At 44.4% G+C, this 11747-nt stretch carries 9 protein-coding genes; 1 reads left to right on the forward strand and 8 read right to left on the reverse strand.

All coding sequences use genetic code 11. From position 1 onward, the window contains the following. Positions 1-55: 55 nt before the first annotated feature. On the reverse strand, positions 56-1357 hold the full coding sequence (locus DVB69_RS13665; protein ID WP_116019668.1) for a glycosyltransferase family 2 protein: 1302 nt from the start codon (positions 1355-1357) through the stop codon (positions 56-58). Further along, positions 1354-2136, reverse strand: coding sequence for a GGDEF domain-containing protein (locus tag DVB69_RS13670; protein ID WP_116019669.1), 783 nt, complete (start codon positions 2134-2136; stop codon positions 1354-1356). Before DVB69_RS13670 ends, DVB69_RS13665 begins: the two co-directional genes overlap by 4 nt. A 135-nt stretch (positions 2137-2271) precedes the next feature. Between DVB69_RS13670 and DVB69_RS13675 the strand changes: the two genes are divergently transcribed. Then, positions 2272-3153: an SDR family oxidoreductase gene (locus tag DVB69_RS13675; protein WP_116019670.1), complete on the forward strand. Its 882-nt coding sequence runs from the start codon at positions 2272-2274 to the stop codon at positions 3151-3153. A 585-nt stretch (positions 3154-3738) separates the two neighbouring features. Here DVB69_RS13675 and DVB69_RS13680 read toward each other — a convergent pair. From DVB69_RS13680 to DVB69_RS13705, 6 genes are all read right to left on the reverse strand, one after another. After that, the gene (locus tag DVB69_RS13680) at positions 3739-5943 is read right to left on the reverse strand and encodes a YhgE/Pip domain-containing protein (protein WP_233505411.1); all 2205 of its coding nucleotides are present in this window, start codon (positions 5941-5943) and stop codon (positions 3739-3741) included. Positions 5944-6010: 67 nt separating this feature from the next. Then, entirely contained in the window at positions 6011-6580 is a 570-nt protein-coding gene (locus DVB69_RS13685; RefSeq protein ID WP_116019812.1) for a TetR/AcrR family transcriptional regulator, read from the reverse strand. Between the two features lie 156 nt (positions 6581-6736). Further along, the gene (locus DVB69_RS13690; RefSeq protein WP_158541100.1) at positions 6737-7843 is read right to left on the reverse strand and encodes an NAD/NADP-dependent octopine/nopaline dehydrogenase family protein; all 1107 of its coding nucleotides are present in this window, start codon (positions 7841-7843) and stop codon (positions 6737-6739) included. A 186-nt stretch (positions 7844-8029) separates the two neighbouring features. Then, positions 8030-9301 carry a serpin family protein gene (locus DVB69_RS13695; RefSeq protein ID WP_116019672.1) on the reverse strand — a complete coding sequence of 424 codons (1272 nt, stop codon included), beginning with the start codon at positions 9299-9301 and terminating at the stop codon, positions 8030-8032. Between the two features lie 45 nt (positions 9302-9346). Next, a complete protein-coding gene (locus DVB69_RS13700; RefSeq protein ID WP_116019673.1) occupies positions 9347-10546 on the reverse strand; it encodes an acyl-CoA dehydrogenase family protein in 1200 nt (399 codons plus the stop codon). Positions 10547-10572: 26 nt separating this feature from the next. Further along, positions 10573-11739: a saccharopine dehydrogenase family protein gene (locus tag DVB69_RS13705; protein WP_116019674.1), complete on the reverse strand. Its 1167-nt coding sequence runs from the start codon at positions 11737-11739 to the stop codon at positions 10573-10575. Positions 11740-11747 lie beyond the last annotated feature (8 nt).

Raw genomic sequence — 11747 nt, forward strand, 5'->3', positions numbered from 1 at the left:
TTTCCGAGCGCCCTTCTTGGGCAAACGGAATTGCTCTTTTTGTTAGGGTAGGTTATCATTTCGATTTGAATCGTTGTGTCTTATCCCACCCGATCACTTGTCGGTTCTTTTTCGCTTTTATATACAAAATCAGACTTCGTACGAACAAGTACGAAAACAGTTGGGCATACGTGAAATACATAATGACGCTGATGAATACATTAAGCGGTGTGAAGGTTCGCTGGGTCGCTTGTGCTGCAAACAGCTGCGTTGTGTACACAATGTACGCCAAATACCAAATAAACAACAGTGGATACGTATACTCTATATAGAAGATATCCAAGATTCCTAGCGCAAACCACACATACGAAATGAGGAGGAATAGCCAAAAGATCACGTACACGAGTAACTGGTGTATCGAGTGAACAAGTAGCTTCCCTTTAAAGTAGCCCGGTTCCGTTAACGTTTTTTCAACGATGTACAAGTTTCCTTGTAACCAACGCGTCCGTTGCTTCAAGTACACACCTAGCGTTTCGGGTTCCTGCTCCCATGTAATGGAGTCCGGGACAATCGGTAAATAATATCCGGCTTTCGTGATACGAAGCGTTAGTTCCGCGTCTTCAGCGATTGCATACGGATCATATCCACCCAGCTCCTCAATGACACTGCGCTTCACAAGCATATTCGTTCCTGTTAAAGAGCCTGTTTTAAACAATTGCCAGCGTCCAGATTGCATCAGTAATTGAAACACTTGAAATTCTATTGAAATCATACGAGTTAGCCAGTTTGTCTTTTCGTTAATAGTCCGCACGTATCCAACAGCCCCTGCAGATTGCTGGTCCTCCTCAGCTATTGACACTAGCTTGATAAGCGCCTCTGAATCAGGCTGATTATCCGCGTCATAGACACAATAATATGGATTCGATGAAATGCTCAGCCCATAGTTAAGTACACGTGATTTTCCACGCGGTTCTCCAGGAGGCACTTGAATGTGGTGAACGTTTTTGAATGTCGCTGCGAAGTCTCCCGCGATGTCCCCGGTTTCATCAGACGAATTATCGTTCAACACATATATTTGCAAGTCACCCGGGTAATTCAGCCCAGTCATCGCTTCAATTGTGTCTTTGATGACAACCCCTTCGTTATGTGCGGGAATCAGAATATCAACACCAGGATAACAATCCAGTTCGGGAATCTCCCGCTTCTTCAACCGGTTGTAAAGACCCGCGAGCGTCAATAGTGAATAGTATCCGAGCAATGTTAAAAACAATGCTGTTGTCAGAAACAACAGGATTTTCACGTTAAAAATCGCAGCCAGTATAAGACCTACGAGAAAAACGATTGATAAGACGAGCAAGATGACGAGACGCTTATTCATGGAGTCACCAACAATTCTTCGATGGAACGTTCCCCTTCAACCATACGGATGTTCCAGTTGATCTGCTCGTAGGCTCCCTGTTCGATTTGGACCTTGATGTTTTCTTTTAACCGTTCCTCGACAATCTTAAATCCCTCATCACTAATGTTTTGCAGCAATACAACAATCGTTTTGTCATCAAAGTGGCCCACGAGATCATAATGCTTACGCAATGTACCGAATAGGACGGTGGAGCAAGCAATCAGTGCTTGTTTACGTGCTACTTTTCGAATTCCCGATAAATCCACTTGAACGAAATAGCCAGGCTCACCATGTCGAGCCATTGTAGACAACACTATGGAAGATTGCTTTTCAAATTCTCTTTTCGTCAATACGCCATGTTCAGAAATGTATTCTTGTAACTCTTCGAGACTTTTTTTCAAGGACGTATTTTCTGAACGATACGAATACACGTACTTTGCAATACTATAAAGTGCAAAAAGATGTAGTAAAAATAAAAAATGCATACCTATGCCGGCCGCTTGCTCGCTTGGAGACCATCCTTCTACAAAAGCATTGTACAAAAAGTAGAACACTGTAGTTAAAGTCAATACTATAAAAGCAAAAAAAGCCATACGGTCAGACACTAAGAAAAAGAGAACGGCAACTCCAATAAAACCAAGCATTCCGTACAACGAGTTCTCACTAGTTTGATGCCATAGTAAAACCATTGCGGATGCTAACCAAACAGTTGCAGCGACTGGCATTTGAAGTCGTTGCCAAAAAGTTACGCTCTTCACATCTAAATCCCCCTTACTTGTTACATCCAACCATTCATACTCTTCCCTAATAGTATATTCAAAAACACACCAGGTTTGCTAGTCCTTCTTATGGGAATACTTGAACTAGATATCCGGATAAGGAGGATTTTAACGATGACAAAAGACAAATATGAACAAATTGATGAAAACGTAAAACCTCAGACTCAGGAACAGCAACCTGGCGTGGAAGCAGAAATGTCACCTCAGCCGATTTACGATGATGAGATGTACAAAGGTTCCGGCAAATTAACAGGTAAGAAGACGTTGATCACCGGAGGAGATAGCGGAATCGGTCGTGCAATTGCCGTTGCTTTCGCAAAAGAAGGTGCAGATGTCGCGATTGCTTACTTAAGTCCGGAAGAAGATGTAGATGCACATAAAACCGTGGAACTTATTGAAAAATACGGTGGAAAAGCCTATAAAAAACGTATTGATATTAGCGAAGAAGAAAACTGTGAAGAGTTAGTGGAAGCAGTAGTTAAAGAGTTTGGTGGTCTTGATGTACTCGTGAATAATGCAGGAAAACAATTCCCTCAAAAATCACTTCTTGATATTTCAGGGGACCAGTTACGAGAAACGTTTGAAACGAACTTTTTCGGACTGTTTTATTTAACTAGAGCGGCGTTACCTCACTTGAAAGAAGGAAGCTCAATCGTCAACACGTCTTCAGTCACGGCTTATAACGGATCCCCAGGACTGTTAGATTATTCAGCGACAAAAGGTGCAATTACAACATTCACACGTTCACTCGCCTTAAACCTGGCCGATCAAAAGATTCGTGTAAATGCCGTTGCACCAGGACCGATTTGGACGCCTCTCATCCCTTCAACGTTCGATGCGGAGACCGTTAAAAAACATGGAGATAATACACCGATGAAGCGCCGCGGCGAGCCTGCAGAAAACGCACCCGCCTATGTATTCCTTGCTTCGAACGATTCCAGTTATATGACGGGTCAAACCATTCACATCGACGGCGGAGACTTTGTTGGCTCGTAAATCCATATGAAAAGCAGCGACCTATGTTGAGAGTCGCTGCTTTTTTCGTTGGATTAGGGTTCACATCCGGCTTAGTGTGGTAGCCCATTGGAGGAGGGTACCCACTTAATTTGATGAATTGTATGCGGTGGCGGATTCAGCCTAAGCCGTTAGAATCCACAACAAAAAACAAGCGAAGCGCTACCGATTGATCCCTTTACGCACTTGAATTGTGTACCGTTATCGGAAAACTCTTCCATGTGTCGGAGAAATCACGTCCTGTGTCGGACAAGTTCACACGTGTGATCGAGAAACACTTGAGAGTGATGGATAAGTCGACTAAGCTGATTTAGAAAGTAAATCATCTTTTAGCAAACACCCCTTCATGCAGAGATATCACCGATTCATCCTCACATTAAGTGGATAACTCATTCCCAAAACCAACTTTGCACAGAACAAAATAAATCCTCTGTGGATAACCACAATTCCATCCCCAATTGGGCATAACATCATCGGCTCCCGTAGATAACTTCTCAATGCACTCTACTTGTTATCCACAAAAAACCGGCAGACGTGTCATTCCGTCTGCCGATTTTGGATCATTTCTTATGCTTCTACTACGTCTGTTACAGAATGACGTTTTTTGAACAGCAATGCGAAGTAGCCCGCTGTCAATGCGAGACACGCAACCATGAAGCCAAGCAATATACCGTTTGACGTCCATAGATGTGCCATATCGCCTGTAGAGATTGATGCTTTGAATGCCTGGACAGAGTATGTCATCGGCAAGAATTTATTGAAAATCTGAAGCGGTTCTGGGATCAATTCCAATGGGAACGTTCCCGCACTAGTTACGAGTTGCATGATCAAGACGAGAATCGCTAGGAAACGTCCTGCATCACTGAATACAGATACGAACAACTGCACAAGCGCGATGAATGTGTAACTTGTAATGACCGCTGTGAGTATAAACAATGGTGTGTTGATGGTTTCCATACCTAACCCGTATTTAATAACACCTACGGCAATCAATGCTTGAATGAGCCCGACAACAGCGAGCACGGACACTTTACTTGCGAACCAGCGGAATGGACCTGTTGGTGAAATTACTGGTTGAACAAGCGGGAATACGATGGACAATAGCAATGCACCGACGAACAATCCTAGTGATAGGAAGTATGGCGCAAATCCTGTTCCGTAGTTCGGCACTTCATTGACAGCTGATTTTTCTACGTCTACTGGAGCTGCTACCATGTCATAGGTTTTGTCGTTTGGTTTCACTTCAGAAGCTGTATCGTTTGCCTCAGTCAATTTCTCTTGAAGTGTTCCCGTTCCTTCATTCAATTCTTTCGCTCCGTCCGCAAGTGCTGCTGAACCAGTTGCTAAGTCTTGTGATTTGGACGCGAGCGTACCTGTTCCGTCTGTTAACGTTTTTGTTCCTGCTGATAACGCCGATAGTCCATCGACCAGCTTACCAGATCCTTCTTTTGCAGCTGTTGCGCCTGTTGCAAGTTTACCAGCACCTGCGCTCAATGCGCTATTTCCTTCAGCGAGTGCTGATGAACCTGCAAGCAATTGTCCAGATTTACTGTTCAGCTCATTTACTCCTGCAAGTGCCTGTGAATGCGCACCCGCTAATTGACCTGCAGCACCGTTCAATTCTTTAGCTCCAGATTGAAGCGCTGCGGTTCCTTGCGATAATTCACCAAGTCCGCCTGCCACTTGGGCGCTGCCTGCTTTCAATTCACCAAGAGCACCTTGCAAGGCTGCTTTTTGTTCTTCAGGAAGTGAAGCTAAAATTGGTGCGAGTTGTTCAGACAACTGTCCAAGTCCAGCGTTCACTTGCTGCGCACCGCCTGTTAATTGACCAGCTGCAGCATTCAGTGAACCGGATTTTTCAGCTAAGTTACCTACGCCTGCACCGAATTCTTTTTCTTTTGCTGCAATCTGTTGATAACTACTTGCGAGCTTACCAACGCCTTGCGTGTATTGAGACAATCCTGAATTCAACTCACTTGCACCCGCAGATGCTTTTTGAGCGCCTCCTTGAAGTTCACTTACGCCTGACGACAATGTTCCAAGTCCTGAATTTAATGAAGATGCACCATTTGCTGCTTCGATGACACCTTTTTTCAACTTATCAGAGCCGTCTGCAAGTGTTACTGTACTTGATGCAAGCTGCTCCAAATAGCCTTTTAAATCGTCCGTTCCGGTAACGAGTTTGCCAGAACCGTCATGCAGTTTCCCTGCACCGTCAGCTGCATCCCCAAAACCATCGCCCATTTCTTTAATGGAGTCAAAAAGTTGTTCCGCATATGTGGACGATACTTTTTCGTTTACTTCCGCTTTGATACGATCCATCGCTGTTTCTCCGATTTGTGCAGAAAGGAAGTTGAAGCCTTCGTTCGGTTTGTAGACCAATGCTAGTTTCTCAGGTGTTTCATCCAATAACGTGGTCGCGTGTTGAGAAAAGTTATCTGGAATTTCGATTGTCATATAATAATCTTGATCCGTAAGGCCTTTTTTAGCTTCGGATTCAGAGATACTTTGGAAGTCGAATTGCTTACTATCGACGAGTTTGTCGACAAGTTCTTTACCAAGATCGAGTTCAGTTCCTTCAAACTCTGCCCCTTCGTCCATATTTACAACTGCAACGGGTAGTGCATCCATATTTGCGTACGGGTCCCAAAACGCCCATAAAAACATCCCTGCATATAATACCGGTATAAATAAAATCGCAATCATTGGCACAATCATTTTACGCGTGCGTAATAACTGTTTCCATTCCGCTCCTGTCATCGTCTTTTTCATCATTTTTTCCTCCTTGACTGGTTGACCACTTCAGATTTATGGTCATTAATACTTGAAAAAAGAAGTCTCAAATTAAGAGACTTTTAAAAATGGTACTACTCAGTAAATCGATGATCTCGGTTTGTTCCAACTCTTGCTTGTGGGTTTTACCCCAGTCTACAACGAGTGCCATATACGATTTAAACAGCAAATACGCGACCATTTCTACGTTACATGGTTTGACTTCACCGCGATCAATGCCTTTTTGGATTTTTTCAGCAATGAATTTCACAATCTGTTTCTCGATATCTACGAGTACTTCTTGCACGGCAGGCGTCCGGATTTCTTTTCCCTCATCAATCAGTTTGGCGTAAAGCTGGTGCGTCGTCCTGAATTTTAAAATTGACATAAGACGAGCATGCGCATTTTCTTCAAATGTAGCCCCTTCAATTGCAGCGGCTTCCGCTTCTGTCCTCATCTCTTCAATCATTCCGACGACAATGGCGTTGAACAGTTCTTCTTTGTTCGCGAAGAATGTGTAAATCGTACCTTTCCCAACGTTTGCAATTTTAGCGACTTGGTCCATTGTGGTCGCTTTGTAGCCAAACAGCGAGAAGGATTTTGCAGCGGCTTCCAAAATCTCCGTTCTGCGATCCATGTGCCCACCTCTTTCATTGTAAAATGACCGGAATTCAATTTTGGTCATTTGGTCATTCCTTATCTTACGCTCACTATAAATAGATTGCAAGTTTTTTTTGATCAGATTTTCAAAAGAAAAAACGAAGGACATGTTTGCTCCTTCGCTTCCTATATATTAGTATACTTTTGTTGTTTTATGAGGACTGATGAATGAAAATAATTCCTCTGCGGTTTTGAAGCCGAGTTTTTCGATAGAACGCGCCTCTAAGAAATAATCTTCTCCTACCATGGTTCCTGAGAGGGTGATGATAGAATCGGTCACTGGCGTTGGCAACCCGATGTGTTTCCCGAGCGAGTGAAGGAGTCCAAGACCCATGGGTACGTCTTCTGTAATGTACCGGTTGTTAACGGACTTTGTACGCAAATCCTTGACACTGTCTGCATAGATGGCGAATGCTTCATCATCTGACTGGGCTTCAGGATCAGTGAATGTGCGTACTTTGAATTCTTCAATGTAAGAGCGGCGTTTCGATCCGATTTTTTCGAGCATGTCCATTTTTTCTTGATCCAACTCGTGTGCCACTTTCCATGTGGATGGAGTGAATCCTTCTGTATACATCGAAAATTGACCATCTGAGTTCTCGATATATGCGGCGTTCAGAGCGATTCCCACTGTGTGCATAATGAGGTTTGGGTTGTGCAATGCAACTTCTGCAATATTTTCCCGAGGGATACAGTTACCTAGGATGGGTTTTAACGTGTGGCATGCTTCTTGAACACGATCTGCTGGAATGGTAGCAATGGGATGACCGTAGTTCTCGGAATACAGTGTGACCTCACCTGGATTTGTGATTCTGCAGCTGTATGGCAACGTTTCACCTTCTGCAAATAGTGGTGCGTCTTCTGTTCTGCCGATCCGTTTTAATTCATGCAAGAAGAATATACTGCCGAGATACCCCGGACAAATGTAGACTGTTTGATGCTTTTGTAAATGCGGAGCTAGAGCGCTCGCGAGGGACTTGTGGTAATTTGAGACGTAATAAATGAGGATAATATCTGCTTGTGGAATAACTTCTGCAGGATCGCGAGTCACAGCATGAAGTGGGACAGTTTGCTCCTTTTCTCCCTCTTTCAATGTGATGCACTTTGTTTCTTCTAATCTTGTGAAATGTTCGTTTGGCTGATTGCTTAGCTTCAACATACTCACTTGGTGACCATCGCGTGCTAGACAAGCAGCTGCGGTAGAACCTCCGTGCCCTGAACCAACAATCGTAATATTCAATTTTAGTTTCCCCTTTCTTGTGAAATTCTTCATAATGTAGAACAAAAAAGTGTTGATTAATCTCAACTTCTCTATTTTATCATAGTTACCATTAAAAAACTATTTTGCTTGATTTATCCGAAAACATCACACCCTTTGCGGACAAAAAGTCCCGATAACCCTTCAAGGCTTCGAGACTTTTATCTACTAGTCTCCTTGTACAGGATTGGCAATTTTCCCTGCAAACAACAATACATTTGCTTCCGTATCACGGATTGTGATGAAGAAAGGCTTATCTGCAGACATTTCGAATGGTTCTCCGCTAGGTGCCGATTCAATACTTACTGTAACGGAAGTGACTCCAGCCGCCTCTGTCCCTTTTTCATCAATCGATAGATACGTCTTCTGTTTCACCTTACTTACAAAGAGTCTCTCTTTTTCTTCCTTTACCAGCAAACTTAAATCTGCTGATCCGCCATCGAAGGCTTTTTGCATCCCTAAATCCAAAAGCGAATCTTTCATATCTGCTTCATAGTCTAGTTGAAGCTTCGGCATCCGGATAGAACCGGGTGTAGGTTCAAAAGAATCGTTCCATGTTGTACGGTTTGCAGACGTCCAAGATTTTAGAAAGGACTCTACGTCTTGACCTTCTTTCGGCACAAACACGTCCATTGTCATCTTTCCTTCATCTCCGTAAGGCAGCGATACTGCTTGGAACTGGTCATTCTCGAAATAAGGCAGAGATTCGTACAGAGTCATGAATGGCGCAGTTGTTTCACTTCCGTCTGCAAGACTGAATGTCCCGTCCTTTGTCATTTCTTCGTTGAACGGGTAGGTCCACGATGCTTTGAAATAAACAGCATTCATCAAATACATGATAAGATCACTATCGAGGGGTGCTTCGACCATCTTCTCAATTTTACCGTTCGTCGATTCCTTCACCCAGTCATTTATACGGTCTGCAGATTTTGAATCACTGATGTCAATCTCCTCGGCATCAGCTAAAAAGTAATCCCGCGTGACACTTTTAAAAGCATCTTGAAGCGTGTACGTGTCATTCAACCATAGAGAATTTGCTGTTTTAAGCGTCAACTCTTCGTCTGATTGTTGAAGATAGTCCAGCAATGATGCATTCGCACGATTAATGGCTTCTTCATCCAGCCCTTTTAGTTGGATCGCTTCCAAAATTTCCTCTCTCGTCTCTCCATTCGAACCATTTTGAAGCATGGACAATGCCAACAAAAGACTGACTGGAGACACGAATACATTGCCGTCCTCATCTGGTTTTACTTTCGTAACCAGTTGCATTCCGAGTTCGTTGGTCGGTTCACTCAATTTCAAATAATCATCTTCCCCAAAAGATACAGCCACTTTGTCTGGCTTCGACTCTTCTATTTTCACGGGTGCGTGGACCGTTCCACACGCAGACAAGACAACTGCAGCACCGACAGCCACCGCAAGTACAGCCTTTTTGTACATGGTCTCATCTCCTTTACTAGATGAGTCGGTTATGATGCAGGAAAGTTACACGTTTTCGTCAAACGGCCACGCTGGCAACATGTTATTCAGAGGCTTGTCTTGACGGTATCCGAGAACGTACTCCGCTTGCATAATCGTATGAATTTCCCGTGTACCTTCATAGATCACCGGCGCTTTCGAGTTGCGCAAGAACCGTGCTACTGGATAATCGTCGGAATACCCGTATGCCCCATGGATTTGGAACGCATCGTCTGCTGCTTGATTGGCAAAATCGCACGCTTGCCACTTGGCCAACGATGTTTCCCGAGTATTGCGTAGCCCTTCGTTTTTCATTTCCCCAGAACGATAGACGAGTAAGCGACTCATTTGATAGCCTGCTTCCATCCGCGCGATCATTTGCTGGACGAGCTGATGCTGACCTATTGGTTTTCCAAATGTACTGCGTTCTTCACAGTACGCAACACTTACTTCTATACAGGCTTGAATTAATCCGACTGCACCTGCAGCCACGGTGAATCGACCGTTATCTAATGCAGACATGGCGATTTTAAACCCTTCGCCCTCTTCACCGAGCAAATTAGCCACAGGAACTCTGATGTCTTCAAAAAACAGTTCGCCCGTATTCCCTGCTTTGATGCCATATTTGTTTTTGATGGCGTTGGATGAAAAACCGGGCATGGTCCGCTCCACGATGAACGCAGAAATCCCGTGATGTTTTTTTGATTTATCCGTATAGGCAAAGACGAGAAAATGATCCGCACTGTCGCATAGTGAAATCCATGTTTTCTGGCCGTTCAGTACGTAATACTCTCCATCTCGGACAGCAGTGGAACCCATTGCGGCGACATCTGTCCCCGCACCCGGCTCTGTCAGACCGAACGCACCCACTTTCTGACCTTTAGCTTGGGGGATCAAATACTTCTGCTTCTGTTCTTCCGTTCCCCACTGTAGGAGCGTTAACGAATTCAGCCCTGTATGAACCGATACCGCGGTTCGGAACGCGGTATCCCCGCGTTCCAGTTCTTCACACAAAATAGCTAGAGCATTATAGTCCATGCCGCTTCCGCCATATTTCTCCGGAATACACGTCCCCATGAAACCAAGTTCAGCGAGTTCTTTCCATACTTCGGGGTCAAAGCCGCCTGCTGCATCCCATTTCGCGATGTTCGGAAGGATACGATCATCGACATAACGTCTCACTGTTTTACGCAGCAACTGCTGTTCTTCGGTAAAGTTGAAATCCATCTCTGTTCCTCCTTACACACCGCGAGTTAGCGTGCGGCTTCACCAGTGTGAATGGTTTCTGTAATGTGAACGCCGCGTTTGCCCATTTCTTCGATGTATAGATCTCCTGGTACAATTGATTCGGGTGGATAAACACCGCGTTTTGTAATCGTGCCGTTCCCAATCATTTGTGCCACGACGGAAATTGTGTTCGCAGTCGCTAGAGCCATTGCGGTTTCATTCATCTCAGTATCTTTTGTCACTGTCATGTTGTATTCATAAGTCGCAGACATGCCGGAAGCTTCACCACTTACGAGAACGCGGAGCAGGACGGCATCTTTTTTGTCGCCAAGCAGCATTTGCGGTGTTAGGTGCGCACGCATGACATCACGCACACGTAATGGCTTCCCATCAACTTGGATGGTCGATTCACGGGATAGCAAGCCAAGATCCACGAGCAATTGAAACTTTTCCGCGTGTCCTGGATAGCGTAAAGTCTTGTACTCAAGTGTTTGAACGTCAGGGAATGATTCAATAAGTGTGGAAGTTCCACCTGATGTATGAAAAGCTTCCATGTTGCCAAAGTCATCGAAATGGACGGTTTCAATTTCTGATAGTGACGGCAGTTCTAGAACATTTCCGTCTCGGATTACACGCGAAGAATCCGTATAATGGTCGAATACGCCTTCCAATGAAAACACGATGTTGTAGTTAAGCGGCGGATCAGGATTGACGGGTACACCACCAACAAACAATCGGATAGATTCGACTTTATCCAATTTGTCAGCCCCATGACCTGATAGAATATTGATCATCCCTGGTGCGACACCTAAGTCTGGAATAAGCGTGACGCCACGTGCTTCTGCTTGTTCTTTCATTTTGAGGACTGCATCTGTTGCCCCACCGATGTGTCCGCCGAGATCTACACTATGGACACCAGCTAATATCGCCAGTTTTGCGACTTGCTCGTTGAATGTATAGAACAGTGCGTTGATGACGACGTCACCGAGCGCAATGACCTCGCTCAGTTGCAATTCATTACGCGCATCGAGTACTAAAATACTAAGTTTGTCGGACAAAAGTTCATCTGCAAAATTCTCCGCTTTTCGAACGTCTTGATCTGCTAAATAGACGGCTGTCACCTCATCGCTTTTTACCAAGTCTCGAACGGCTTCTTTCCCCATTAACCCTGCACCTAATACGACGACTTTCATCCAATCAT

Source organism: Sporosarcina sp. BI001-red (genome assembly GCF_003384035.1).
Classification (GTDB): domain Bacteria; phylum Bacillota; class Bacilli; order Bacillales_A; family Planococcaceae; genus Sporosarcina.

Excerpts from the sequence above, each read along its gene's own strand:
- DVB69_RS13665 (WP_116019668.1), bottom strand. The coding sequence starts at position 1,357 with ATGAATAAGCGTCTCGTCATCTTGCTCGTCTTATCAATCGTTTTTCTC.
- DVB69_RS13675 (WP_116019670.1), top strand. The coding sequence starts at position 2,272 with ATGACAAAAGACAAATATGAACAAATTGATGAAAACGTAAAACCTCAG.
- DVB69_RS13680 (WP_233505411.1), bottom strand. The coding sequence starts at position 5,943 with ATGAAAAAGACGATGACAGGAGCGGAATGGAAACAGTTATTACGCACG.
- DVB69_RS13685 (WP_116019812.1), bottom strand. The coding sequence starts at position 6,580 with ATGGATCGCAGAACGGAGATTTTGGAAGCCGCTGCAAAATCCTTCTCG.
- DVB69_RS13695 (WP_116019672.1), bottom strand. The coding sequence starts at position 9,301 with ATGTACAAAAAGGCTGTACTTGCGGTGGCTGTCGGTGCTGCAGTTGTC.
- DVB69_RS13700 (WP_116019673.1), bottom strand. The coding sequence starts at position 10,546 with ATGGATTTCAACTTTACCGAAGAACAGCAGTTGCTGCGTAAAACAGTG.
- DVB69_RS13705 (WP_116019674.1), bottom strand. The coding sequence starts at position 11,739 with ATGAAAGTCGTCGTATTAGGTGCAGGGTTAATGGGGAAAGAAGCCGTT.